The 25548-nt window shown below is 54.5% G+C and carries 20 protein-coding genes; 13 read left to right on the forward strand and 7 right to left on the reverse strand.

Going from position 1 to position 25548, the window contains the following annotated elements; genetic code table 11:
* The first annotated feature begins 42 nt into the window (after positions 1-42).
* Positions 43-1710, forward strand: a complete 1668-nt coding sequence (arnT, locus tag RGW60_RS08880; RefSeq protein WP_322206877.1) for a lipid IV(A) 4-amino-4-deoxy-L-arabinosyltransferase — start codon at positions 43-45, stop codon at positions 1708-1710.
* Here the strand turns inward: arnT and RGW60_RS08885 are convergent.
* Positions 1692-3152: a glycosyltransferase family 39 protein gene (locus RGW60_RS08885; RefSeq protein ID WP_322203876.1), complete on the reverse strand. Its 1461-nt coding sequence runs from the start codon at positions 3150-3152 to the stop codon at positions 1692-1694. The genes arnT and RGW60_RS08885 overlap by 19 nt on opposite strands.
* A 554-nt stretch (positions 3153-3706) precedes the next feature.
* On the opposite strand from RGW60_RS08885, the gene RGW60_RS08890 reads away from it, so the two are divergent.
* The gene (locus RGW60_RS08890) at positions 3707-4147 is read left to right on the forward strand and encodes a CBS domain-containing protein (RefSeq protein ID WP_322203878.1); all 441 of its coding nucleotides are present in this window, start codon (positions 3707-3709) and stop codon (positions 4145-4147) included.
* 361 nt (positions 4148-4508) lie between these two features.
* On the opposite strand, the gene RGW60_RS08895 is transcribed toward RGW60_RS08890, so the two are convergent.
* Complete coding sequence (locus tag RGW60_RS08895) at positions 4509-5153, reverse strand: glutathione S-transferase (protein ID WP_322203880.1); 645 nt, start codon at positions 5151-5153, stop codon at positions 4509-4511.
* Positions 5154-5325: 172 nt separating this feature from the next.
* A complete protein-coding gene (gene ggt / locus RGW60_RS08900; protein ID WP_322203881.1) occupies positions 5326-7053 on the reverse strand; it encodes a gamma-glutamyltransferase in 1728 nt (575 codons plus the stop codon).
* A 446-nt stretch (positions 7054-7499) separates the two neighbouring features.
* On the opposite strand from ggt, the gene RGW60_RS08905 reads away from it, so the two are divergent.
* Both RGW60_RS08905 and RGW60_RS08910 read left to right on the forward strand, forming a co-directional pair.
* Complete coding sequence (locus RGW60_RS08905) at positions 7500-8543, forward strand: zinc-dependent alcohol dehydrogenase family protein (RefSeq protein WP_322203883.1); 1044 nt, start codon at positions 7500-7502, stop codon at positions 8541-8543.
* 452 nt (positions 8544-8995) lie between these two features.
* Positions 8996-9325, forward strand: a complete 330-nt coding sequence (locus tag RGW60_RS08910; RefSeq protein ID WP_322203885.1) for a hypothetical protein — start codon at positions 8996-8998, stop codon at positions 9323-9325.
* A 445-nt stretch (positions 9326-9770) separates the two neighbouring features.
* Here RGW60_RS08910 and tam read toward each other — a convergent pair whose 3' ends face one another.
* Positions 9771-10535, reverse strand: coding sequence for a trans-aconitate 2-methyltransferase (gene tam, locus RGW60_RS08915; protein WP_322206878.1), 765 nt, complete (start codon positions 10533-10535; stop codon positions 9771-9773).
* A 10-nt stretch (positions 10536-10545) separates the two neighbouring features.
* The gene (locus RGW60_RS08920; RefSeq protein WP_322203887.1) at positions 10546-11274 is read right to left on the reverse strand and encodes a GntR family transcriptional regulator; all 729 of its coding nucleotides are present in this window, start codon (positions 11272-11274) and stop codon (positions 10546-10548) included.
* A gap of 153 nt (positions 11275-11427) precedes the next feature.
* Here RGW60_RS08920 and RGW60_RS08925 point away from each other — a divergent pair, with 153 nt between their 5' ends.
* The 3 genes from RGW60_RS08925 (at position 11428) to RGW60_RS08935 (ending at position 14935) form a co-directional block, all read left to right on the forward strand.
* Positions 11428-12639: a pyridoxal-phosphate-dependent aminotransferase family protein gene (locus RGW60_RS08925; RefSeq protein ID WP_322203889.1), complete on the forward strand. Its 1212-nt coding sequence runs from the start codon at positions 11428-11430 to the stop codon at positions 12637-12639.
* Between the two features lie 145 nt (positions 12640-12784).
* Entirely contained in the window at positions 12785-14092 is a 1308-nt protein-coding gene (locus tag RGW60_RS08930; protein ID WP_322203891.1) for an MFS transporter, read from the forward strand.
* Between the two features lie 78 nt (positions 14093-14170).
* Positions 14171-14935 carry a 2-keto-4-pentenoate hydratase gene (locus tag RGW60_RS08935; RefSeq protein ID WP_322203893.1) on the forward strand — a complete coding sequence of 255 codons (765 nt, stop codon included), beginning with the start codon at positions 14171-14173 and terminating at the stop codon, positions 14933-14935.
* 41 nt (positions 14936-14976) lie between these two features.
* Here RGW60_RS08935 and RGW60_RS08940 read toward each other — a convergent pair whose 3' ends face one another.
* Complete coding sequence (locus RGW60_RS08940) at positions 14977-15885, reverse strand: LysR family transcriptional regulator (RefSeq protein WP_322203895.1); 909 nt, start codon at positions 15883-15885, stop codon at positions 14977-14979.
* Between the two features lie 108 nt (positions 15886-15993).
* Between RGW60_RS08940 and gcl the strand changes: the two genes are divergently transcribed.
* From gcl to RGW60_RS08965, 5 genes are all read left to right on the forward strand, one after another.
* On the forward strand, positions 15994-17769 hold the full coding sequence (gene gcl / locus RGW60_RS08945; protein WP_322203897.1) for a glyoxylate carboligase: 1776 nt from the start codon (positions 15994-15996) through the stop codon (positions 17767-17769).
* 40 nt (positions 17770-17809) lie between these two features.
* Positions 17810-18592, forward strand: a complete 783-nt coding sequence (gene hyi, locus RGW60_RS08950; RefSeq protein WP_322203899.1) for a hydroxypyruvate isomerase — start codon at positions 17810-17812, stop codon at positions 18590-18592.
* 84 nt (positions 18593-18676) lie between these two features.
* Complete coding sequence (locus tag RGW60_RS08955) at positions 18677-19579, forward strand: 2-hydroxy-3-oxopropionate reductase (protein WP_322203901.1); 903 nt, start codon at positions 18677-18679, stop codon at positions 19577-19579.
* Between the two features lie 90 nt (positions 19580-19669).
* Complete coding sequence (locus tag RGW60_RS08960; protein ID WP_322203903.1) at positions 19670-20506, forward strand: aldo/keto reductase; 837 nt, start codon at positions 19670-19672, stop codon at positions 20504-20506.
* A gap of 162 nt (positions 20507-20668) precedes the next feature.
* Entirely contained in the window at positions 20669-23185 is a 2517-nt protein-coding gene (locus RGW60_RS08965; RefSeq protein WP_322203905.1) for an HWE histidine kinase domain-containing protein, read from the forward strand.
* A 113-nt stretch (positions 23186-23298) separates the two neighbouring features.
* Here RGW60_RS08965 and RGW60_RS08970 read toward each other — a convergent pair whose 3' ends face one another.
* Positions 23299-23823, reverse strand: coding sequence for a DUF3087 family protein (locus RGW60_RS08970; RefSeq protein WP_322203907.1), 525 nt, complete (start codon positions 23821-23823; stop codon positions 23299-23301).
* 243 nt (positions 23824-24066) lie between these two features.
* Here RGW60_RS08970 and ppnN point away from each other — a divergent pair, with 243 nt between their 5' ends.
* The gene (gene ppnN / locus RGW60_RS08975; protein WP_322203909.1) at positions 24067-25440 is read left to right on the forward strand and encodes a nucleotide 5'-monophosphate nucleosidase PpnN; all 1374 of its coding nucleotides are present in this window, start codon (positions 24067-24069) and stop codon (positions 25438-25440) included.
* Positions 25441-25548 lie beyond the last annotated feature (108 nt).

The following is a 25548-nucleotide window of genomic DNA, read 5'->3' on the forward strand; positions in this document are numbered from 1 at the left end:
TTTTCAGCGATCAACATCGAGCACGACGTGATGCCCAATTTCATGGTCAAACCCCAGGCCGTTATTCTGTTGTTGCTGGCCTTTGTTATCTTTTATTTGCTACCACTGACGACTCACGGCCTGTGGATACCTGACGAAACTCGCTACGCACAAATCAGTCAGGAGATGCTTCTAAGTGGTAACTGGGCCTCTCCCCATCTGATGGGTCTGCGCTACTTTGAAAAACCTGCGCTTGGCTACTGGATAATTGCCCTTGGCCAATCCCTGTTTGGCGACAACCTATTCGGCGTTCGTATTGCCTCGGCAATAAGTCTCGGACTGAGTACCGTGCTGGCCTACCTGATTGCCCAGCGGTTGTGGAACTCGCCACGCACAAGCTTGGCGTGTGCGACGGTGTACATGAGTTTTGGGCTAATCATTAGCCAAGCCGGTTACGCCAACCTAGATCCGCAGTTTGCCTTATGGGTAAACCTCAGCATTGTCGCGCTGTGGTATGCCATCGACGGTGCAGCACGCCGAACAAAAGTTATTGCGTGGGTCGTGTTGGGATTGGCTTGTGGCATGGGCTTCATGACTAAGGGGTTTCTGGCGCTGTTGCTTCCGGTGTTGATCGCGCTGCCTTACATGATCTGGCAGAGGCGCGTTAAAGAACTGTTGCGGTATGGTGGCATCGCTGTGCTGGTCGCTACGTTAATCTCACTGCCGTGGGTATTGACTATTCATGTGCGCGAGCCTGACTTCTGGCGATTCTTTTTCTGGCACGAACACATCCGCCGTTTCGCAGGCGATGACGCGCAGCATGCCGAGCCTTGGTGGTTCTATGGTCCGCTGCTCATTGCATCGAGCTTGCCATGGGCGCTGCTTTTACCAACCACGTTGAAGCACGCCTGGCAAAACCGACAACAACCGAAGACCGTTTTTCTGCTGATGTGGCTGTGCATACCACTGTTTTTTTTCAGCCTGAGCAAAGGAAAACTCCCACCCTACATCTTGCCGTGCATGTTGCCGTTAGCTTTACTAATTGGCGATGCGCTGATCAATTGGCTCGAACAGGCCAAAACCCTCGCTATACGCACCAATGCCGTCTTCAATTTGGTATTAGGTTTGGCCGCTGTAGTAGCGGTGGTTTATCTGCAAATCAACCATCCCCTCTTCGTCCATGAACCACTGCATTTGGCTCTGCTGATCGTTGCACTGGCTTGCTGGATACTGGCCAATGCGTTGCAAATCAGTAAGCCTGAAATTTTTTACCTCGCCCCGGCGGTAGGTATGTGGTTGGCAGTCGCGCTATTGCCTACGGCGTTGCCTGACAACGTCGTCGACAACAAGACGCCTGGCAAGTTTATAGCCGAGCATGCGCAGGCACTTCGCCTAAGCCACTCGTTGATGAGTAACGATTTGGCTGTTGCGTCGGCACTGGCCTGGAGGACAGCGAATCCCAGAGTGACGCTCTACAACACGGTAGGTGAGGCCAAATATGGCCTTGCCTACCCGGACGTTGCGGACCGAACCGTCAAAACTGCCAATGTGCAGCAATGGCTGACGCAGGCGCGACGTGAAGGGTCAGTTGGTGTAGTGATGCGGGTCAAGAGCGAAGATGAGCGGCATGAGTTCGAACAGCTACCCACCGACGCAACGCGTTATGAGCAAGGCACCGAAGTGATCTTGCTCTACCCGCAAACTGACCCTGCTCACATCACCATAAAGTAATAGGCGCGGTTGCCCACTACAATTTTCTTCAAGATTTTAAGTGGCGCGACCGGGTCAGTCTGACGTTCCATCACCGCGACATTGGTGGGTGACTCCGCGAGGAAGCTATTGAGCTGATCCTCGGATTGAAGAGCCACTAACAAGGTTTGGGTGTAAAACACTCCCGCTCCCGCCAGTCGTTCACTGGGTGTGAACAATACAACCCGTTGACCATTTGCCTGCAACGCCCGGATCTGCTCGGTGATCGGGGTGAAAGCTTCTTTACGATCTTCCCGTGGAATGACCCAGATCGCCACTGACAGATAACTGACAACGATCAGGCCCAGAAGACCCAATATCAATGCGCGCTGGTGATGTACGAGCTTCTGCGCTCTTAATGACGTAGCGGATCGTTCACGCAGTCGCTCCAACAGCACTGACGTGTACTCAGCCGCGATGACCGCGGCAGCTGGTGTCAACGACATCAGATAAACCATGCGTTTGCTGGACGCTAGCGTCAGCAAGGTAAACTGCGCCAACAACCACAGTCCGAAAAAAAGCAGATACGGACTGGCGCGCATTTTTTTGCAAAAGTGCCAGAGGCCGACATAAACCAGAATATTCCAAGGCAGAAATGACTGTGGCAACTTAGCCAAGTAGTAATAGAACGGCTCGAAATGTCCGGCCGCTGAGAACCCGCCACCGAAACGCCCTACGCTGTTAGCCCAGAGCACTTCGTTAATCGCTGATGAACCGCCGGCCTGATACAAAAATCCGAGCCATACCGCCAATGGCACCAAGGCAACCAAGGTAACGCAAGCCGGCCATACCCAATCGGCAAGCACAAAGCGTTTATCGATCAGGCTTTGCGCGACCAGAAACGCAAAAATTACCGCGCCCGGCAGCGCCAACCCCAGTACACCTTTGCTCAAGGTAGCGACGACTATCCCCAGCGCGAACATGGACCAGCGCGCAATCGAATGACGACGCTGCGAAGTCCAATGCCGGTTAGCGAGAAAAAACCCGAGCAGCGCCAAGGTGACGCCTAACGAGAGCAACGAATCTTCCCCGACCTGCCGAACATTGCTCCAGTAGCTGCCCATGGTTGCCAGTAAAACGGCCGCCCCAGCCGATATCATCACCGGACGTCCTAATTTACGCAGCGCGCCATAAAGCACCAGTATGCTCAGCAATCCCGCCAGCGCAGAGGCCAACCTAACCGACCATGTGTTTGCACCGAACACTTTGATGGCGCCCGCGTCCAGCCATAAACTCAGCGGCGGCTTTTCGAGAAACGGTTCTCCGTTTAGCTTCGGTGTCACCCAATCGTTATCTAGGTACATTTCCATGGCGATGCCAGCGACGCGGGGTTCGGCGGAACCTTGCAGTTGGTGATTACCCAACCCGACGAAGAACAACAGACAACCGAGTACAAACAACAGGAAGACGGGACGAATTGACATAGGCGTGTGCGACTCACAAAGACGATCAGCGAAGGATACAGGGGTTTAGCGTAACGCAAAGTGGCTGGATTACGGCGACATCATTGCCTCCACTGGCGATACTGACCCAGATCGGCTCCGCTTGACCGGGCCGATCACTGCCCAAATGCAGCGGCAAACGTTGTCAGGCACTTGCCTGCGGTCTAAGCGCATCTTCCGGTGGCTGTATCCAACGTTTAGCTTATGGGCGGGTGTGTGAAAAAGCGGTGAAGTCCATATGAAGACGATCTGGTCAGGTGGCTTTCTGTTCGGAGGCAGCGACCATATTGAACATAAACCACTGTCTCGACCGCTTCATACTATTGAGCAAGCGAACCCAGTAAATTGCTTAAACCCGGGCTGCTGCGGATTTCGTGGTGAGAACGACATCCTATTGCCAGATAAACGTCTAATCAGATTTTTCTATCCCCTAAGTATCCGTTTCGACCTTGCCCAATTGGCCATACTCTACGATTCTGTAGCGACAATTCGGGCGATTCGCGGTCGCCTCCTTGAAGCCTGCTGGAGAGACCTTAATGAAGACCGTCGCGCAACTACTGAATGCTAAAGCCGAAAACTATCGCCAGGTGTACACCATTGCTCCTCATCAGACTGTATTGATGGCGCTTGGCCTGATGGCAGAGAAAAATGTCGGCGCGTTGCCAGTGGTCGAGAATGACCAAGTGATCGGGGTTATTAGTGAACGCGACTATGCGAGAAAAGTGGCGCTGAAGGGCCGCTCGTCAGCCGATACGCTGGTAAGCACGATTATGAGCGAGCGCATTATTACCGTCAGCCCCAGTGAGAACATCGAAACCTGCATGGGCATCATGACCGATAGCCACCTGCGACATTTACCGGTGGTGAAGGACGGGCAACTAGTAGGATTGTTGTCGATCGGTGACTTGGTTAAGGAAGCAATTGCCGAACAGGCTGATTTGATTCGGCAGTTGGAGCAGTACATTCGGGGTGAATAGAACTATTTTTCTCACCATCAATTTCCAAGTTTATGTTTCGGTCAGGCCTAGCGACAAAACATAATCAGACTGCTGGCGAAACTGAAAAAACGTGCAAATGATATCGGCCCTCGGATTTGCGGTAATACGAGACGCAACCGCTGCGCCGATCATTGCCGATGGCGACTGATACCTGGCCGCACTTATTAACTTCCGCTCTCTTGCGAATGCGTTGTGAACAACTGAAGTGACAGTCGCACACCCCTGCACAGCGCACTAAGGTTCCTATCAAGTTGTTCTCACTTCTTGAAAGTCACCACGGGCTAAAAGCAGACGCCCCACTCGAGGTCATCGGGCGGGGCGCTGAGAAAGTCAGCCAGTTTTAGGCAGGCGTTTTCACGCTTGGACGTTCGCCAACTTTGGCGTTCCACGCGATGAGCGCCGTGCATTCTTCCGGCACTTTGATTTGCGCGTAACCGGCGAAGATCAAGCCAGCCCAGACCGTAATATCCGCCATCGAGAATTGGTCGCCAGCCACGTAAGGCTGGGTTTTCAATACCGAATCAAAGTACTTCATGCCTTTGATGGCCTTGTCCCGATGCATCTCACCCCAGACGGTGCGATCAGTCCACTCAGGACTTTTGTACGGTTTCAAACCCTCGCCCAGGCCGTCCGTGGCGTGGTGAAAGTAGATGCCGATTGCGTCGATGAGTTGGTCATCCGCACGTTTTTGCATCATGTGGATGATGCCCTTTTCTTTTGGCGTGGTGCCGGTAAGCGTCGGGTTGCCATCCAGGTTGTCGAGGTATTCGGTGATGGCAGTGCATTCCGACAAGTAGAAACCGTCGTCAAGTTCCAATACTGGGACGGTGCCGGCCGGGTTCATCGCCAAGAAAGCCGGTTGCTTATGTTCAGCGCCCGGCAAATTAATGTTGATGAACTCGACTCTCGACGCCAGACCTTTTTCGGCCAATACAACTCGGATACGCAAAGGACTAGGGAAGCCGGGGATATCATAAATCTTCATGTGAGCACCAGTTGGTATCTACCTATCGAGTGATAGATACTAGGCGGCGCCTTACACATCGTCAACGATTATCTATCACTAGGTAGGCTTATTTTCATGATTCCATGGGTAGGAGGTGAACCTCCTTAGAAGGCCGACAGCGAAGCCCTGCAGCAGGGCTTCGTCTACACATTTAATATCCTAGCGAAAGCCCCGTGTTACGACGGGGGTCATTTGCACCATAGAACCGATTGTTACCGACCGGCTTGCCACCGAGAGAGGGAGCTCCTACTAGAATGGCTGCCACGTGGTTAGAGGGCTGCGCGCCCGAAAACTTCTGCCCCCAACTCTCGAGAATTTTTTGGGTATCCGGGCTGATCGCGAACGGCTCCAAGTTGGTCTCTTCAGGCAACCACTGCTGATGGAAACGGGGAGCATCGACCGCTTCCTGAATGTTCATCCCGTAGTCAATCACGTTCAGCATTGTTTCCAGCGTAGCCGTGATAATCCGGCTGCCGCCTGGCGTGCCCACCACCATGACCGTCTTCCCGTCTTTGGTAACAATAGTGGGGCTCATTGAAGACAGCGGGGTTTTTCCTGGAGCAATAACGTTGGCCTCTCCTTGCACCAGACCGTACATATTGGGAACACCGATCTTAGACGTAAAATCGTCCATTTCGTCGTTGAGCATCACCCCGGTCTTGCTAGCCATTACCCCTGCACCAAACCAATTATTAAGCGTGTAGGTCACCGAAACGGCATTACCCCACTTGTCTACGATTGAATAGTGAGTGGTGTTCTTACCTTCATGGGGTGCGACGCCAGGTTTAATCTCGCGAGAGATACCGGCTTTATGTGGGTCAATGGCCGCCCTGATTTTTTCCGCATAGTTCTTATCAAGCAAATGCGCGACCGGGTTCTTGATGAAATCCGGGTCGCCCAGATAGCTGTTGCGGTCGACATACGCGTGACGCATGGCTTCGATTTGGTATTGCATACCTTGGGCCGAGCGGAATCCTAGATCCGCCATCGGGTAGCCTTCAAGGATATTCATGATCTCGCATATAACCACCCCTCCCGAACTCGGAGGCGGCGCTGACACTACATGGTAACCACGGTAATCGCACTCAATCGGCGCCAATTCTCGGGTCTGGTATTTATCCAGGTCTGCCTGAGTAATCAGTCCTTTACCGGCATGGCTTGAGGACACGATTGCTTTCGCTACCCAGCCTTTATAGAAGCCATCCGTGCCTTTGCTGGAGATTTCCCTTAGCGTCCTGGCCAAGTCTTTTTGCACCAGTTTCTGGCCAACCTTCAGCGGCTCGCCGTTGCTCAGGAAGATAGAACCCGAGTCGTGGATGTCCTTTTTGAATTCGTCGGTGGCCGTTTCAAGCATATCGACGTCGCCCTGTTCGAGCACGAAACCCTCATTAGCGTATTTGATCGCGGGCGCGATAACTTGCTCGCGCTTCATGGTGCCGTATTTCGTTAGCGCCAATTCCATACCCGACACAGTGCCGGGAACTCCAACCGCCAAGTAGCCCTTGGTGCTTAAATCCGGGATAACGTTGCCGTTTTTATCGAGGTACATGTCCGCAGTGGCCGCCAATGGCGCCCTTTCCCGGAAATCCAAAAACGTCTTACGACCGTCGGCCATCTGGACAGTCATGAATCCACCACCGCCAAGGTTACCCGCTGCGGGATAAACCACCGCCAGCGCATAGCCGACCGCCACTGCGGCATCAATCGCGTTGCCACCTGCCTTCAACACATCAACGCCGACGTGGCTCGCCAAGTGCTGGGCTGTGACCACCATGCCGTTTTCAGCGGCGACTGGGGCTTGTGACGCTGCTTGAACGCAGGTGTAACTAACGGCGAATGCCGTCGCAATAAGCGATTTGGCGAAGGGCTCGAATTTCATGACGTCGATTCTCTTGTTTGAAAATTGGAGTAGTCGTAAGGCAATTCATGACCTGCGATGGTCGGTGCTTGAGACACGTGCTTCAAAGTACCGGCTCTTAGACGCCGAATACAGTGCCTATTCGGAGAAGTGACCGATATCAGGCCCTGTGAGGAATGCCTTTATGAAAATGAAATCATGGGACCGGCAGCCAAAAAACTCTCTATCAGTAGATAGCTATTGACGTTTTAACCTACCAAACTTAATCTACGGCTATCTATCTGTAGATAGAACATCGCTGGGCCGTGGCCCGGGGATCGGCTCTTAAGCCCACGCTCTTTGTAGGCTTTTCAACTTGGCGAATCGCCATGAGCCCTTCCAACTAACGGTAGTTGCGCCTGGTTACTCAATCGCTCCTACTGCCATCTCTACTGGCAGCAGGGTTTATTTTTGATCAAGGAAATCCAATGAAGCGCTTTGTTTTCCGCGCCACCGGTGAGCCGTCAGCAGTCCTCATGCTGGAGAATGCGGAAAAGCCAATTCCGGCGCCCGGCGAGGTTCGGGTACGGGTGCATTTGTCACCGGTTCATCCGGGTGATCTGCACGTGCTGCGGGGTAAATTCGGACGTCAACCTGTGCTACCTGCAAGCCCGGGACTGGAATGCATGGGCACTGTTGATGCGCTCGGCGCCGGGGTGCTCAGTCCAGCCATCGGCACCCGCGTGATTCCACTTAATGTTCCAGGTACGTGGCAAGAGTTCATCGTTGTCCCGGCAGAACGGCTGGTGGTTGTGCCCGACACAATCTCGGACGACGACGCGGCGCAAGCCATGATCAATCCCTTTACAGCACTGGCATTGACTCGGCATTTACGTGGTTTCAAAGCCAGCGACTGGTTGGTGCAAACTGCTGCTGGGTCAACCGTGGGACGCATGGTTTTACAACTGGCACGCAGCGAAGGTTTTCGCACCATCAATCTGATCCGACGCAAAGAGCAAATGGTTCAAATCATTGCCTTGGGTGGTGACGTAGTTATTTGTACCGAAGACGAAGATTGGCCGCAACAGCTACTGGCGGCGACCGCAGGCACAGGCCCGTCATTCGCGATTGACTCGGTGGCTGGGACCGTCGGTGCAACCATTGCCCGCCACTTGGCGCCAGGCGGTCAAATGCTGGTCTACGGCGCACTTTCATCGCACCGACAAACCGAACTCAGAGCATTTGAATTACCGCTCTTCACGCCGCAACTCATCTACAAGAGCATCACCGTTGAAGGCTGGTACCTTTTCCATTGGTTGGCCGTCACGCCCATCGAGCAAACTCGATCACTGCTTGAAGATGTGCTCAACAGGATGGCAACCGGACGTCTGCAACTTCCTCCGGCAAAACGTCACTCGATCAATGATATCGGCCAGGCACTGACTGATGCCGCAAGCAGCCACCGGGAAGGCAAACCCCTGCTGGAGTTTTTCAATTCAGGTTACCAACCGGCATCGCGCGAAAATCGATAGCCCACCGAGTAGATTCGCTAGCGAGCCTCTAGCTTAGGCCCTCTGGCCCGCCTTCGACGGAGTGTAAAATTATGTAGTGCCTTAAAAAAAACACTACATAACGGTTGACGACCCCTATTCGTCCCGGCATGATGGCCCTGTCTCCCCGATCGGGAGCGCCGGCAAAGGTATTCCAAACACACTCGACGAGCCGTCGAGTCGTTAGCGGATGTGTACTGCCCACAAGGCAGATTGATGAAGTTGACTGGCAGGATCGTTCCGCAAGGACGAGATAGCTGGCGAAACGTTCTCATGATGCTTGTGGTTGACCGTATTACTGTCGCCCATCATCTATTTGAATTTCCGCTTGCCCTCCTGCCCTCATCAAACCCCTGCCTGATGTGCCTTCGATCGACCATAGGGTCCATTGAACTAACCACTGACAGATCAACGAATGGTCTAGGGGAATACCGATGAACTTGAACAATCAGCCTACTGTTGACCAACTCGCCCGACTGTTCGCATCACAAAAGGACAGTTTGGACAGCCACATTCTTTGGGTTGGCGAAGCCGGAGACGTTCACATCGACCGGCTGTCGAGTAGCGCAGGGGAAGGTGAATTCGAGCAATGCAACCCGAGCATGCGCGCCAGGCTGAAGATGTACCGCCGGGGCCAAGGTTATGTTGGTAAGAAAGCCGCCGCTGATGAGCATTTCATGGGACAGGTTCTGCAAACACTGACCCGGGAATGGCAGTCCTTAGGTAAAACTGCAGAAGTTCGTGTTGTTGACAGCTACTGCTAAAGCTTGAACTTCGCTTCGCCGGTAACCGCCCCAAGCGCTTACCGGCGAAGTTTTTTTGAGTGTTTGATGGCGCAACTGTAAACCTGATTTCAGGCTCAACCTTCATTGCTGGCACGCTGACTGCCGAGCCTTGTGCGCGACGATCACAAGACGCATGAACTTAAAGAAAATTGACTAAAGCCACGTCGTTTCTCGCATGCAATAAAAAACCCGCCTGAGCGGGTTTATCCAAGACCATCCCAACATCCTGTCGGTGGCCATCCGAGCCATGGTCGACCATCCTTGATCCACTGGCGCTCCAAGCGCCTGCGTTGATGAGTTAATAGTATCGCTCACAGCGGCAACGTGGTTAGAGCGAAATTCCCTTCTTCGTGTAAGCCTTTCGCTATAAAAAAGCTTAAGAAGCGATCTTTTAAGATGTTAGCTCTGGCCTCTTCGACCCACGCTATCGACTGGCCACGATAAATAATCTTGGAAATGGCAACAACACTTTGCCGTCCATCGAAACCGGATAGGCTGCTTCCATGGCAGCCAGGTATTGCGCGAGGAACGCCGCTTTTTCGGCATCGTCCAGCGGACCGAGATACGGGCGCAACGCCGATCCTTTGAACCACTCGACAACCGCTTCTGCGCCGCCAGCAAGTGGGTGGTAATACGTGGTTCGCCACACATCAACCTTGCTGCAATGCTGCGTCAACAGGTTGTAGTAATACTCGGCTTCATGGCGGGGAGGATGCATTTGGCCACTGATTTTTCCGGCCCACGGGCCGTTCGCGGCAATTTCTCGGGCCATTCGGTGAGCGGGTTCTTCCAGGTTGTCCGGGGTTTGAATGGCGATGCTGCCACCGGGTGTAAGCTGTTTGACCAAAAACGGGTATAACCGCTCATGGTCCGGCACCCACTGCAAAGAAGCGTTCGCCAGAATCACGTCGTACTGACGAGTCGGCTTCCAGCCCGCGATGTCGCTGACCTCGAACTGCACTGAGGGCAGTCGTTTATTGGCAGCGGCAACCATGTCCTCAGAACTGTCGATGCCACTTACAAAGGCATCGGGGTAGCGCTTGGCAAGTACTTCGGTTGAATTTCCCGGCCCGCAACCCAAGTCGATGGCGAAACGCACTTCATGGTGTGGAATCGCAGCAACAAGATCACGCACAGGGCGGGTACGTTCACGTTCAAAAGCAGAATATTGTTTGGCTGACCACGTCATCATTGAGCACTCAACTGCGGATCGACTTCGCATCATGCTCATCGTCCTGACGGACCATCAACATCAGAGCATCGCGCTTTTCCAACAAATGAGCTCGCAAGATCGAGCTCAAGCGCTTGCCATCACGAGCCTGAAGCGCTTCGATCATTTGCTCATGATCGTGGACTGCTCGGTCCCATTTTGGGGCTTGGTAATTTGACCGAAACCGCAATGCCTGCAACTTGGAATTAAGCGATTGATAGGCCTGACACAGCGCCGAGTTACGCGCGGCCTGATTGATCAAGTCGTGAATAGCACGGTTGCGTTGGTAATAGCCCGGCAAGTCGTTTTGGTTCTTGCAAACAATCATGGCGGAATGCAGCGCTCTGATTTCCGCCAGTTCTCCATCAGTAATTCGCTCACATGCCAGCTCCCCGGAAAAACCTTCCAGGCCGCTCATCAACTCAAAGGCTTCACGAATTTCCAGCTCCGACATGCGCGCAACACTGGCTCCTCGGTTAGGCGATATTACAATTAGCCCTTCTGCGGCCAATACCTTCAACGCCTCACGCAACGGCGTTCTTGAAATGCCGAGGGTTTCACACAGATCACGCTCGTTCAGTTTCCTGCCTGCTTGTAGCACCCCTTCGGTAATGAAGCTGCGCAGATGCTCGACGACGGTGTCGTGCAAACGCTGACGTTCGACCTTCGGTAACTGCTTAACCTTGTCCTTTTCAGTCATGAAATCTGGATCTTGCATACAGAGTCCTCAAATGGCGGGATGAATGTTAATTCATTTTCAGCGCTTTAAATCGATGACTGCTGACCAAAAACCCGTTTCCATTAAAATTGACGCGACGCAAAGCCCTGCTATTGTATTTTGAATTCAAAATACAATAGCGAGATGATGACAATGGTAAAACTCGATTTTCACCCTGCCGGTCGCCATTTTTTACAGATTCCCGGCCCAAGCTCAGTCCCTGATCGGATTCTTCGTGCGATAAGTTATCCGACCATCGACCACCGTGGCCCTGAGTTCTCAGAGCTTGGCAAGAAGGTGCTGGACGGCATTAAACAGATTTTCAAAACTAGACAACCGGTGGTTATCTACCCGGCCTCAGGCACCGGTGCCTGGGAAGCAGCGCTATGCAACACCCTGAGTACCGGCGACAGCGTATTGATGTTCGAAACAGGCCATTTCGCCACCTTGTGGAAAAAAATGGCAGAAAGCCTTGGCCTGAAACCCGAATTCATTGGGTTGCCCGGTGTTGAAGGATGGCGCCACGGAATCAAGCCTTTCATGATTGAGGCGCGTCTGCGCCAGGATTTGAACCACAGCATCAAAGCCGTCTGCGTTGTGCACAACGAAACCAGTACCGGCGTCACCTCAGACATCGCCGCCGTGCGCAAGGCCATTGACGCCGCCGGCCACCCAGCCTTGTTGCTGGTGGACACAATTTCCGGCTTGGCCTCGGCCGACTATCGCCACGATGAATGGGGCGTAGACGTCACTATTTCCGGTTCGCAAAAAGGCTTGATGCTGCCGCCCGGTATCAGTTTTAACGCCGTCTCGCCCAAGGCTATTGCTGCCAGTAAAACCGCTGGTTTGCCGCGCAGTTTCTGGGCATGGGACGACATCATCGAAATGAACCAGACCGGTTACTGGCCGTATACGCCCAGCACCAACCTGTTATATGGCCTCAGCGAAGCATTGGACATGATTCTGGCCGAAGGCCTGGACAATGTTTTTGCCCGACACAATCGCCTGGCCGAGGCTTGCCGAATCGCCGTCACCGCGTGGGGCTTGAACATTCAGTGCGCCGACCCGAGCGTCTATAGCCCGGTATTGACCGGCGTCATGACCCCTGAAGGCATCGATGCCGACCAGGTGCGCAAGCTCATCTACGAACGCTTCGACATGTCGCTGGGCACCGGCTTGGGCAAAATGAAGGGCCGTATGTTCCGTATTGGTCATTTGGGCGACTGTAACGACCTGACGTTGATGGCCACGCTAACCGGCTGCGAGATGGGCCTGAAAATGGCGGGTGTGAAGCTCAACGGCAGCGGTGTAGTTGCGGCGATGGACTTCCTCGGCGCCCAGGATGTCCCGCTGCGTCGCTCTTGAAGCTCACCGAAAATCTGTGGAGCCAACGGGCTGGCTCCTTGGGAAGCTCTAATTAACAACAAAATTCCCAATGAGTAGAACAATAAAGATCTATCCCGACCTATGTGCATCGGTGCACGGAAAATAAGAAACTGGAGATAGCGTCATGAAACGGTTCCGCTTACGCCCGACGAGTCTGGTGTTACTCATGCTCTGCGTCATGTACTTCATCACTTATCTGGACCGCGTTAACGTCAGTACCGCAGCGTCCGGTTTCGGAGTCGAATTCGGCCTGTCCAATACCCAAATCGGCCTGGTCTTTTCCGCCTTCGCTTACCCTTACCTGGTGTTCCAGGTGATTGGCGGTTGGATAAGCGACAAATACGGCGCTCGGCGCACGCTGATTTTTTGCGGCGCCTTATGGGGTGTGGCAACCATTCTGACCGGCTTCGCTGGCGGCCTGTATTCCATGCTCGCCGCGCGCTTGTTATTGGGTCTGGGCGAAGGCGCAACCTTCCCTGCCGCTACCGCCGCGATGTCGCGCTGGGTGGCTAAAGAAAAACGCGGTTTTGCTCAAGGCATTACCCATTCGGCAGCCCGTATCGGCAACGCGGTTGCACCAACGGTCATCGTTGCCGTGATGGCCACGTATAACTGGCGCATGGCGTTCTATGTGTGTGGCGCCATCAGCTTGATCTGGGTAGTGGTCTGGGCTTTCGTATTTACCGAACACCCCAAAGATCACCCACTGATCACCCAAGCAGAACTGGCAGTGTTGCCAGCACCAAAAGGCCCTGCACCTAAAGTGCCGTGGAAAGCCCTGTTCAAACGCATGGCACCGGTGACCATTGTTTACTTCTGCTATGGCTGGACGCTCTGGTTATTTCTGTCGTGGATCCCTCAGTACTTTTTGCACAGCTACAACATGGACTTGAAGAAATCGGCGGTGTTTGCATCGGCAGTATTCTTCGCCGGTGTGATCGGCGATACGGTGGGTGGCGTCATTACGGACAAGCTGTTGATCAAAACCGGGTCGCTGAAGAAGTCCCGCAGTTGGATGGTTGCGATCTGCATGTTCCTGACCTTGGCGTGCCTGATGCCCGTGATGTTCAACCACAACATGTACATCTCAATGGCCTGCCTGGCGGGTGGTTTCTTCTTCGCCGAAATGATGATTGGTCCAATGTGGGCGATCCCGATGGACATCGCGCCGGAGTTCAGCGGCACCGCGAGCGGCATCATGAGCACCGGCTCTGCCGCCGCCGCAATCCTTTCACCAGTGGTTTCCGGCTATTTGATCGACCGCTATGGCAGCTGGGATTTGCCCTTTGTCGGCAGCATGCTGCTGATGGCCATCGGCGTTATTCTGGCGTTTCGCATGAAGCCCGAGAACAAGTTTGAATGCGTGAGCAATTTGCCCATCGATATTGACGAGCAGCACCCGCAGCGGCCATCGGTTATTGTCGGCGAGTGATCCGAGCGTCTCATCCCCTCGCAGCCTTTGATCGAATCTGCGCGGACTCCACATTCAAGAGTTGAAGGACTGCCCCTCATGACTGATAACGCTCATGCGTCAAACATCGCTCAACTGATTGTCGACGCCGGACGTCATCGTCAGCCCATCGCCCAAGTGTCGGCGGACCAAGTGCCGGGCGACGCGGCGGCGGCCTATAGGTTGCAGCAAGAAGTTCTAAGGCTGCGGGGATCAACCGTCGGCGGCTGGAAGATCGGTTCAAAATCCCATACCGGACCGATTCAGGGCGCGCCTCTTCCCATTGAATGCTTGTTGCCCAGTGGCGTCAGCCTCGAACGTGCCGCGTATTTTCCGCCGGGCCTGGAGCTGGAAATCGCCTTTCGTTTTAACCGCGACTTCGCACCCCGCGCCGACGCCTACTCGGATGAAGAAGTACGTCAGGGCATCGGTTATATGGCGGCGACCATCGAACTGGTTGCTAGCCGATTTGCGGTCTGGCCAAAGGTCGAGCCGCTGTTGCAATTGGGCGACTTGCTGAACCACGGTGCCTTGATCGTGGGCGAATTTGTCGAGTACAGGGAAGATTTCCCGTTTGCCGAACCTGAGATGACCTTCACATACGCCGGCCAAAACATCGTGCCGGGTAAAGCCGCCAACCCAGCCGGGGATCCCCGGCGGTTGCTGGTGTGGTTGGTTAACCATCACACCGGTCAGGGCCTGACGCTGAGCCAGGAAACGGTTATCACTGCCGGTTCTTTTACCGGTATGTATTTCGCCGAAGGCCCGGGTTTAGCCGTTGGCGAGATCAAAGGTTTGCCCGCCGTGTCGTTGAGTCTTACCTGAAATAACCGGCGGTTCGTCAGAATGCAGCGAACCGCCAACGCTCAGGATTGGACCCAGTAATTGGGGCGGTTGTAGACCTCCTTCAAAAAGGCGATGAAAAACCGAACTTTGGCGGGCAGATAATGCTGTTGCGGATAAACCCCTTGAATGTCGTAGCTGGGCAACGCGAATTTATCCAGAACCGTCACCAACTCGGCGCTTTCCAGCGCACTTTGAATTTCCCAGACCGAACGCCAACTGACGCCAAGACCGCGCTTGGCCCAGTCAAACAACAGCTCACCGTCGTTGCAGTACAGATTGCCAGCAACCTTCACCGCGACTTGGCGCCCGTCGCGCTGAAAGGTCCAGCCTCGGTGTTGGCCGCCCTGAAGGTTGAACGTCAGACAGTTGTGCTTCGCCAGGTCTTCCAAGGTGAGCGGGTAGCCGTGGCGATGGAAGTACTGCGGCGCACCGCACACCACCCGTTGATTGGAAAACAATTTAATCGCCACGTAATTGGGGTCCAGCACTTCGCCAATGCGAATCGACAGGTCGTAACCCTCGCGGACCAGATCGATCACGTTGTCGGTCAGATCAAACGACAAATTAAGCTCTGGGAACCGCGCCTGAAACTCCGGCGCATGGGGCGCTACGTGGCGTCGACCAAAACCGGCGGGCGCCGAGACCATCAAGTGGCCACGCACCGCGCTTTGGTTCTCGCTGACGCTTGCGTCGAGTTCCTCGAAGGTTCGCAACAACGCCTTGGCGTTCTCCAGGTAGGACTCGCCCAAGTCGGTCAAGGTCAGGCCCCGGGTGGAACGATGAATCAGCTTGATGCCCAATCGGTCTTCAAGTGCAGTCAGACGACGGCCCATAATGACCGGCGTCACCCCTTCAACCAGCGCCGCGGCCGCGAAGCTGCCCTTGGCGGCGACCAGCACGTAGCTGTGCAATTCGGTGTAGCGGTCCATTCGATACTCCTGATACCGATAGAGAGGATTAAAGCAGCAATTCTCAACGTTATCTTGAAGAAGCAGGATAGTCAGGTACTCAAACTATCGACTTCAGGAGACTACCAAATGACTGTCATGCGCGCTATCGAAGCGGCCGTTCTGGTGATGCAACGCGAGGGAATCGACACTGCGTTCGGGATTCCCGGCGCCGCCATCAATCCTTTGTACGCCGCCCTGAAGAAACTCGGCGGCATCGACCACGTGCTGGCACGTCACGTCGAAGGCGCTTCGCACATGGCAGAGGGTTACACCCGCGCGGTCGCGGGCAATATTGGGGTGTGCATCGGCACCTCAGGCCCGGCCGGAACCGACATGATCACCGGCCTGTACTCCGCCTCGGCAGATTCGATTCCGATCTTGTGCATCACCGGCCAAGCACCCCGCGCCCGCCTGCACAAAGAAGACTTTCAGGCAGTGGACATCGCTAGCATCGCCGCACCAGTGTGCAAATGGGCGACGACGGTCATGGAGCCGGGGCAAGTGCCTTATGTATTCCAGAAAGCCTTCCAACTGATGCGCAGCGGACGGCCTGGTCCGGTGCTTATCGATTTGCCGTTCGACGTGCAAATGGCCGACATCGAATTCGACATCGACGCTTACGAGCCGCTGCCCATCGTCAAACCCAAGGCCAGCCGCAAGCAGGTAGAAAAAGCCTTGGCGATGCTCAATCAGTCCGAGCGCCCGCTGATCGTGGCCGGTGGCGGCATCATCAACGCCGACGCTTCGGCAGCTTTGGTTGAGTTCGCCGAGCTGACCGGTATTCCGGTGATTCCAACGCTGATGGGCTGGGGCACTATTCCTGACGATCACCCCCAAATGGCGGGCATGGTCGGGCTGCAAACGTCGCACCGTTACGGCAACGCCACGATGCTCGAATCGGACCTGGTATTAGGCATCGGCAACCGCTGGGCCAACCGTCACACTGGCACTGTTTCGGTGTACAGCGAAGGCCGTAAATTCATCCATATCGACATTGAACCAACGCAGATTGGTCGAGTGTTGATGCCGGACTTGGGCATCGTTTCCGACGCGGGTGCGGCCTTGGAAATGTTCATCGAAGTCGCCCGGGAAATGCACGTTGCCGGAACGCTCAAGAACCGCAGCGCGTGGTTGCACAGCTGCCAGGAACGCAAGCGCACCCTGCAACGCAAGACCCACTTCGACAACGTGCCGGTCAAGCCGCAACGGGTCTACGAAGAAATGAATCGCTACTTTGGCAAAGACACCTGCTACGTCACCACCATTGGTCTATCGCAAATCGCCGGAGCGCAGTTTCTGCACGTTTACAAGCCACGTCACTGGATCAATTGCGGTCAAGCCGGGCCGCTGGGCTGGACTATTCCAGCGGCGCTGGGCGTGGCCAAAGCTGATCCTGATCGTCAGGTTGTTGCGCTGTCCGGGGACTATGATTTCCAATTCATGATCGAAGAGTTGGCCGTGGGTGCGCAGTTCAAACTGCCGTACATTCATGTCGTGGTAAACAACTCGTATCTGGGTTTGATTCGTCAGGCGCAGCGTGGTTTTGACATGGATTTCTGCGTGCAATTGGCCTTCGACAATATCAACGCACCGGAGCTGGAAGGTTATGGCGTAGACCACGTCGCGGTGGCTGAAGGCTTAGGCTGCAAAGCCATCCGCGTCACTGACCCGGCACACCTTCAAGCGGCGTTTGCTGAAGCCAGCGCCTTGATGCAGCAGCACCGCGTTCCGGTAGTCGTCGAAGTGATTCTGGAGCGAGTGACCAATATCTCCATGGGCACAGAAATTAACGCAATCAATGAATTCGAAGCGCTGGCAGAATCCCGCGCCGATGCCCCTACCTCCGTCAGCCTGATGAACTGAAGCTGATTGACCGACAACCGTTTCGACTGAGGAACGCACCATGCCACGCTTATGCGCCAACCTGTCCATGCTGTTCACCGAACACGACTTCCTGCACCGCTTCGACGCTGCGGCGGCAGCGGGTTTCACCGGTGTTGAATACCTGTTCCCTTACGAGTTCAACTCGGCGCAAATCAAGGGCCAACTGGACGCCAACGGGCTGACCCAAGTGCTGTTTAATTTGCCTGCGGGCGACTGGGCCAACGGCGAACGCGGCATAGCCTGTCATCCGGACCGAGTGCAAGAGTTCCGCAGCGGAGTCGATCTGGCCATCGCTTACGCCCAGGTTCTGGGCAATACACAAATCAATTGCCTGGCCGGGATTCGTCCGGCCGAGGGCAGCGCCGAGCTGATCGAAAACACGTTCATCACCAATCTCAAATACGCCGCCGACAAACTAGAAGCGGTTGGCATTCGGTTGGTCATGGAGATGATCAACACCTTGGATATTCCAGGTTTTTACTTGAACACCACCCGCCAGGCCCTTGATATTCGCGACAAGGTCGGCAGCAAAAACCTGGCACTGCAATACGACATCTACCATATGCAAATCATGGAGGGCGACTTGGCCCGCACGCTGGAAAGCCATCTGCCAGTTATTGAGCATGTGCAGCTAGCCGACAACCCGGGCCGCCACGAACCCGGCACTGGGGAGATCAACTATCACTTTCTGTTCGAACACCTGGACCGCATCGGCTATCAGGGCTGGGTCGGCTGCGAATACAAACCGCTGACCACCACCGAAGCGGGATTGGGCTGGCTGAAAACATACAACGCGATTTAAAGCACAGCTTGTTCCCACAGAATCTCCATGTGCCTGACGCGTTCAAATGGAATCCAGGCGATCAACAATAAAAGGATCACTACCATGGCAACAATCGGATTTATTGGTACCGGCATCATGGGTTTGCCCATGGCGCAGAATCTGCTCAAAGCAGGACATGCACTGATTCTGTCAGACCATCATAGCGCCCCTCCCGGCTCACTGACCGAAGGCGGCGCCCAGGTGGTGCACAGTCCGAAAGCCGTAGCTGAAGCCTCAGAGTTCATCATCGTTATGCTGCCCGACACCCCGTACGTCGACGCCGTGCTGTTTGGCGAAAACGGCATCGCCGAGGGTGTATCAGAGGGCAAGGTCGTTATCGACATGAGTTCGATCTCCCCGTCTGCCACCAAAGTCTTTGCCGAGAAAATCAACGCCACCGGCGCACAATACCTTGACGCGCCGGTGTCTGGTGGTGAGGTCGGCGCCAAAGCAGCCACGTTGAGCATCATGGTCGGCGGCAACCAGGCCACCTTCGACCGCGCCCTGCCGCTGCTGCAAACCATGGGTAAAAACATCACTCTCGTGGGTGGCAATGGCGACGGTCAAACCGCCAAAGTCGCTAACCAGATCATCGTCGCCCTGAACATTCAGGCGGTGGCTGAAGCGCTGCTGTTCGCCGCTAAAAACGGTGCTGATCCCGCTAAGGTCCGTGAGGCACTCATGGGCGGTTTTGCAGGCTCGAAAATCCTCGAAGTACACGGTGAGCGGATGATCAAAGGCACGTTCAACCCCGGCTTCCGTATCGCGCTGCACCAGAAAGACCTGAACCTGGCACTCGAAGGCGCTCGCGAACTGAACCTCAACCTGCCCAACACCGCCAATGCCCAGCAAGTGTTCAGCACCTGCGCCGCCATCGGTGGCAGCCAGTGGGACCATTCGGCACTGATCAAAGGCCTTGAACACATGGCGAATTTTTCTATTCGCAGTGCGGAACTCAACGCGTGAAATGAAAAAAGGTCCGCTCGCGGACCTGGTACCTCTGTTGGGCGTATGCTGCACCCCTGCGCTTTCGCTCGCCGACAAAGGATACTATCAATGTCACAGGCTCCGCTGATAACGCTGAACGATGGTGTACAGATTCCTCAATTGGGACTGGGCGTATGGCAGCTCACCGACGAGCAAGCCTTCACCTCATCGGCTGCGGCACTCGCCGCTGGCTACCGACATATCGACACCGCGATGATTTACGGCAATGAAGCCGGTGTCGGGCGTGCCATCGCTGAAAGCGACGTGCCGCGTGAAGATATTTTCATCACCACCAAGTTGTGGAATGCCGACCACGGTTTCGACAAAACGCTGCGAGCTTATGACGCCAGCCTCAAGCTGCTCGGGCTGGAAAAAGTTGATTTGTACCTGATCCACTGGCCGCTGCCGAGCAAGAATGCTTACCCCGCCAGTTGGCGTGCCTTGGTTCAATTGCAGAAGGAAGGCCGAGTACGTTCGATTGGGGTGTCCAATTTCAACGCTGATCACCTTGAAAGGATTATTGATGACAGCGGCGTAAAACCCTCCGTCAACCAAATTGAGATCCATCCGGATTTCGTGCAGCAGAACTTACTGCAGTTTTGCCAATCCCTGAATATTCACACCGAATCCTGGAGCCCGCTGGGCCAAGGCGGTGAGTTGCTTAACCAACCGATATTGAGGCGTATCGCTGCACGTCAGGCGCGGACGGTGGCGCAAGTGGTTCTGCGCTGGCACTTGCAGGTTGGGCACATCGTCATACCTCGCTCAAGCAACACAGATCGAATTGTCCAAAACTTTAGCGTATTTGATTTTGAGCTGAGCGCTGAAGACATGGCCGAGATCGCCGCCATCGAGCAAGTTAAACGCTTGGGACCTGATCCGGCCACATTCAACTTGGGGGCTTAATATCATCCAAGAGCCGACACATCACTCAAACGCGGTTATGAGTGCATTCTCAGGTAGTATGCAACGCACAGGCGTGTACTAACCTGAACCCAATTATGCCGAGCGAGCCCCAGTCTTCAGCCCGCTCCACTCTCAGCGCCTATTTCCCCGGTAATCAAACCGATGCCTCGCTACAACAATAATCTCAATGAATGTGATCGCGAACCCATTCATAGGCTTGCTCGGGTCCAAACGTTCGGGTTTCTGATAGCGGTGTCCCATGACTGGCAGATAACGCACGCCTCCGTCAATCTCAGCGATTTTCTTCCTTTCACTGCTGAAGCCGTGCTCGGAAGATCCTTGGGCGATATCATTTCATTGTCGACGCTTCACGACCTGCGTAACGGTTTGCAATTCATGGCGACTTCTGATTCGGTCGAGCGCATCTTCGGCAAGCCATTGCTCACTAATCAGCTGTTTGACTTCGCCATTCACTACAGCGGATCAAGTATTGTGATTGAAGCGGAGCCCGCAATCGGCCTTCGCACGGATTCAGCGCCCACGCTGCGCGCAATGATCATGCGCCTTCAGCGACCAGGAGATTTACTGACGCTGTGTAAAGAAGCAGTGCGCCAGATAAGGGCGTTAACCGGTTACGACCGAGTGATGGTGTACCGCTTCGATCAGGACGGGACCGGAGAAGTCATTGCTGAAAAAGCAGCAACCGGCATGGAAAGCTTTCTGGGCCTGCGCTATCCCGCGAGCGATATCCCGCAACAAGCCCGCGCGCTCTACGTGCGCAACAGCCTGCGCATCATCGCGAACGTCAGTGATTCAGGCGCGATGATTCTACAAGACCGCGATAACTCGCCGCTTGATCTGTCACTCAGCTTATTGCGGTCAGTCTCGCCGGTTCACTTAGAGTATTTAGGAAATATGGGCGTGGCGGCCTCGTTATCCATTTCAATCATTCACCAAGGACAGTTGTGGGGCCTCATCGCCTGTCATCACGGGGTATCAGGCCCGCTACCATTGGAGATTCGGACGACGGCCGAGTTGTTCGGGCAAATGTTTTCCCTGATGCTTGAAAGCCGCGAGCGTGATACCGAACTTAAACAATCGTTATATAAGCGCGCGTTGCACGACCAGTTGATTGCGAAACTGGGCACCGTTACCCCAATCTTCAAAAGCCTTAGCAATGCCGTCGATAATTTCGCAGGCCTGATCGATTGCGATGGCGTTGGGTTGTGTATCCACGGCAGGGTTCGCGTCAGCGGCAATATGCCTGACGAACAGGCCTTTTATGCCATGACAAGTTTCCTTAACCAGGTGGGGGCGGCTAATGGATTTTCTACTCACGCGCTGCCAAGCGTCTACCCCGAGGGCAAAAACCTCGTGGACAGCGCCGCAGGCATACTGGCGATTCCGCTATCGCTAACTCCAGGCGATTACCTGGTTTTCTTCCGCCGTCAGTGGCGCCATTCGGTGAATTGGGGGGGTAACCCAGATAAAAATGCCGTGGCTTTAGTTAATGGTGAACGGCTCACGCCTCGTAAAAGTTTTGCGGTGTGGAGCGAACAGGTCGACGGACAGAGCCGCCCGTGGACGGATAGCGATCATGCAGTCGCTCAGCATCTGCGCGCAGCGCTTTTGGAAGTGATTCTCAGGGTCAAAGATCCCAGTAGCATTGAGCGCCAACAAGCCAATGAAAAGCAGGAATTGCTGGTGGATGAACTTAACCATAGGGTGCGCAATATCCTGACCCTGATCCGCGCCGTTGTTGGACAAAGTCGAGATACCGAAACAACTCTTGAACACTTTATTCAGTCGGTTAGCGGCCGGATCCAGGCACTGTCATTGGCCCACGATCAAATTACCGCCGACCAGTGGAGTGCGGCACCTCTGCGCGCCCTTATAGACGCCGAGGGGAAGGCTTACCTTTCCCAAGGTCATGAGCGACTCAAGATTGATGGTCCCGATGTGCTGCTCGATCCCCAAGCCTTTTCAACCGTAGCGCTGGTGGTTCATGAGCTGATGACAAACTCGACAAAGCACGGCGCATTATCAACCGCGCAAGGTGGAATCCACATTGACTGGAGTCTTGATCTGGCCGGACGCTTGACGTTGTCGTGGAAAGAGCATGGCGGACCGGCAGTTTCACCACCTAGCCGTCGCGGCTTCGGCAGTACCATCGTCGAGCGCTCGATACCTTTTGACCTGAAGGGCACTGCCGAGGTGATTTATGCACGGCATGGTCTTGAGGCGAGTTTTGTCATTCCATCAGCTTTTGTGAAACTGGCCAGCAGCCGACCACTGGTAAAAGCGCCTTCACAAGCAGCCTGGCCGTCCACCTATCAAGGGCGGGTATTGGTTCTAGAAGACAATATTATCATTGCACTTGAGGCCGAAGATATTTTGCTCAAGCTAGGCGCGCAGGAAGTCGATATTACGTCCCGGGTGGCTGACGCGCTGCGCATTATTGACCAGACGCCACCTAACTTTGCGTTGCTCGATTTTAATCTGGGGAGCGAAACCAGCTTGCCGGTCGCGCTGATCCTCAAACAAAAAAACATACCGTTTGCGTTCGCCACTGGTTATGGAAATGAGCTTCGTGTACCGGCCGAACTTGCCGACGTCGCTATCATCAAAAAACCATACAGCGTCGAGTCGTTTTTGGTCGCAAAACCCGCTGAGGAGTAACCCTGTAATCATCAAGCCCAGGCCGGTGATCGCCGCCCTCAGCGTGAAAAATTCGATTAAGTTACTCCCGGCATACAACGTTTCAAGACAGAACAGCTGCCGTCAGAGTTCGCTTAGTTGCGGACTTTGACGGCATTAATCCACGTGGGGTCAAATCGAGTCTGATCGGTGTTGATCGCCAGCGCGTTCATCCGCAGTTGGTGTTCATCAATCTCTTGGATCATCTGCAGATGAGCACTGGAATTGGCATCCAACTGATGCATTTCACTAATGCCCAAATGGTAAAACCGCAGCAACTTCATCGCTGCGGGATCATTAACCGCTACGCCAGCGGTCACGTGATGCATCACGTTAGTGACTTTCATCAAGGTGCGTTTAAGCTGCCAACCGTAGACCGCTGGTGCCATCCAGGCTTGCGACCAAAATTTATATCGCACCAAGGCGATGGTCAATAACAGGCCCGTGAAAACGCCCGCCACATTCAAACGAAAATTATCGCCACCCGTTTCGCCAAATAGGTTCACGGCGACGCTGGACAACACAACGGCCAACACCGCAAACGTCAGAGCAATCACTAACGTGCTGCGCCGGGTTTGTCGGCGATAGGTTTCAGGATTCAGGTGTTTTATCTCGAACATGACGTCTGCCGAACTCCAAGGGTAAGGTGAATACAAAATGACAGGGCATTATCGCCTGTACAAAGGGTCACACACACAGTTAATCAATTTCCGGCGCATGCCGTTTGATCCAGTGCCGGAGTAAGATGCGATACCCGCTCGTTTTCACCGCTCAAGGGGCCAAAGACCTTTAGCTGCGGCGCTCACTTATTTGATGTAACTGATCCCTTTCTGGCTTGGTTGCATCGTTTTCAGGAATTCAGAATGGTTTCAAGACACGTAATTAACGCCTCGGTCAGCCCAAAGGGCAGTCTGGAGACATTGTCCCAGCGTGAAGTTCAGCAACTGAGCGAAGCCGGGTCAGGAAGCATTTATAAGTTATTTCGCCAATGCGCCTTGGCTATTCTCAACACAGGCGCCCATGTCGATAACGCCAAGACAATTCTCGAGGCGTATGAAAGTTTCGAAGTTCGCATCCACCAGCAAGACCGTGGAGTGCGCCTGGAATTGCTCAATGCACCGGCCGACGCCTTTGTCGACGGAGAGATGATCGCCAGCACTCGCGAAATGTTGTTCTGCGCCTTGCGCGACATTGTCTACACCGAAAACGAGTTGGACAGCCCGCGCATCGATCTCGAAAGCTCCCAAGGTATTACCGACTATGTTTTTCACCTATTGCGCAATGCACGCACCCTGCGCCCGGCGGTAGAACCAAAGATCGTCGTGTGCTGGGGTGGTCATTCGATCAACACCGAAGAGTACAAATACACTAAGAAAGTCGGCCATGAATTGGGCCTGCGCAGCCTGGACATCTGCACAGGTTGCGGCCCTGGCGTTATGAAGGGTCCGATGAAGGGTGCGACCATTGCCCACGCCAAACAGCGCATCAGCGGCGGTCGCTATTTGGGCCTGACCGAGCCCGGCATCATTGCTGCCGAAGCGCCTAATCCAATTGTCAACGAGCTGGTAATTTTACCGGACATCGAGAAACGTCTGGAGGCCTTCGTAAGGGTTGGTCACGGGATCATCATCTTTCCGGGTGGCGCAGGCACCGCTGAAGAGTTCCTTTACCTGCTCGGCATTTTGATGCACCCAGACAACCAGAACTTGCCGTTTCCGGTGATTCTGACGGGCCCTAAACATGCGGCGCCGTACCTGCAACAGCTGCATAATTTCGTCGGCGCCACCTTGGGCGAAGCCGCACAAAGCCGCTACAAAATTATCATCGACGACCCCGTTCAGGTGGCGCGAGAGATGAGTCTGGGGCTCAAGGAAGTGAAACAGTTCCGCCGCGAGCGCAACGATGCGTTTCACTTCAACTGGCTGCTTAGAATCGACGAAGGCTTTCAACGCCCATTTGATCCGACCCACGCCAATATGGCCAGCTTGCAACTGAGCCGTGACCTGCCGCCTCACGAGCTGGCGGCAAACCTGCGTCGGGCCTTCTCTGGAATTGTGGCTGGCAATGTCAAAGATAAAGGCATCCGCCTGATCGAAGAACATGGCCCGTATGAAATTCATGGAGACGCTGCTGTGATGGAACCGTTGGACCATCTGCTGCAAGCCTTTGTCGCTCAACATCGGATGAAACTTCCCGGCGGCGCGGCGTATGTGCCGTGTTATCGGGTGGTGACTTAAAAAAAGATCCACTGTCAGGCCTAGCGGCCTTAGTGCATGGCACCGAGGCCGCCTCATTCGCCGAGGTCGCCTCCAACTTACGGGCGCCCAGCAAAGAGCAAGAAGCCA

The organism is Pseudomonas sp. AB6, assembly GCF_034314105.1.
In the GTDB taxonomy this organism is placed as follows: domain Bacteria; phylum Pseudomonadota; class Gammaproteobacteria; order Pseudomonadales; family Pseudomonadaceae; genus Aquipseudomonas.

Bases quoted from the DNA above. Each gene is read 5' to 3' on its own strand.
- arnT (WP_322206877.1), top strand. From the start codon at position 43: ATGGTCAAACCCCAGGCCGTTATTCTGTTGTTGCTGGCCTTTGTTATC.
- RGW60_RS08885 (WP_322203876.1), bottom strand. From the start codon at position 3,152: ATGTCAATTCGTCCCGTCTTCCTGTTGTTTGTACTCGGTTGTCTGTTG.
- RGW60_RS08890 (WP_322203878.1), top strand. From the start codon at position 3,707: ATGAAGACCGTCGCGCAACTACTGAATGCTAAAGCCGAAAACTATCGC.
- RGW60_RS08895 (WP_322203880.1), bottom strand. From the start codon at position 5,153: ATGAAGATTTATGATATCCCCGGCTTCCCTAGTCCTTTGCGTATCCGA.
- ggt (WP_322203881.1), bottom strand. From the start codon at position 7,053: ATGAAATTCGAGCCCTTCGCCAAATCGCTTATTGCGACGGCATTCGCC.
- RGW60_RS08905 (WP_322203883.1), top strand. From the start codon at position 7,500: ATGAAGCGCTTTGTTTTCCGCGCCACCGGTGAGCCGTCAGCAGTCCTC.
- RGW60_RS08910 (WP_322203885.1), top strand. From the start codon at position 8,996: ATGAACTTGAACAATCAGCCTACTGTTGACCAACTCGCCCGACTGTTC.
- tam (WP_322206878.1), bottom strand. From the start codon at position 10,535: ATGACGTGGTCAGCCAAACAATATTCTGCTTTTGAACGTGAACGTACC.
- RGW60_RS08920 (WP_322203887.1), bottom strand. From the start codon at position 11,274: ATGCAAGATCCAGATTTCATGACTGAAAAGGACAAGGTTAAGCAGTTA.
- RGW60_RS08925 (WP_322203889.1), top strand. From the start codon at position 11,428: ATGGTAAAACTCGATTTTCACCCTGCCGGTCGCCATTTTTTACAGATT.
- RGW60_RS08930 (WP_322203891.1), top strand. From the start codon at position 12,785: ATGAAACGGTTCCGCTTACGCCCGACGAGTCTGGTGTTACTCATGCTC.
- RGW60_RS08935 (WP_322203893.1), top strand. From the start codon at position 14,171: ATGACTGATAACGCTCATGCGTCAAACATCGCTCAACTGATTGTCGAC.
- RGW60_RS08940 (WP_322203895.1), bottom strand. From the start codon at position 15,885: ATGGACCGCTACACCGAATTGCACAGCTACGTGCTGGTCGCCGCCAAG.
- gcl (WP_322203897.1), top strand. From the start codon at position 15,994: ATGACTGTCATGCGCGCTATCGAAGCGGCCGTTCTGGTGATGCAACGC.
- hyi (WP_322203899.1), top strand. From the start codon at position 17,810: ATGCCACGCTTATGCGCCAACCTGTCCATGCTGTTCACCGAACACGAC.
- RGW60_RS08955 (WP_322203901.1), top strand. From the start codon at position 18,677: ATGGCAACAATCGGATTTATTGGTACCGGCATCATGGGTTTGCCCATG.
- RGW60_RS08960 (WP_322203903.1), top strand. From the start codon at position 19,670: ATGTCACAGGCTCCGCTGATAACGCTGAACGATGGTGTACAGATTCCT.
- RGW60_RS08965 (WP_322203905.1), top strand. From the start codon at position 20,669: ATGCCTCGCTACAACAATAATCTCAATGAATGTGATCGCGAACCCATT.
- RGW60_RS08970 (WP_322203907.1), bottom strand. From the start codon at position 23,823: ATGTTCGAGATAAAACACCTGAATCCTGAAACCTATCGCCGACAAACC.
- ppnN (WP_322203909.1), top strand. From the start codon at position 24,067: ATGGTTTCAAGACACGTAATTAACGCCTCGGTCAGCCCAAAGGGCAGT.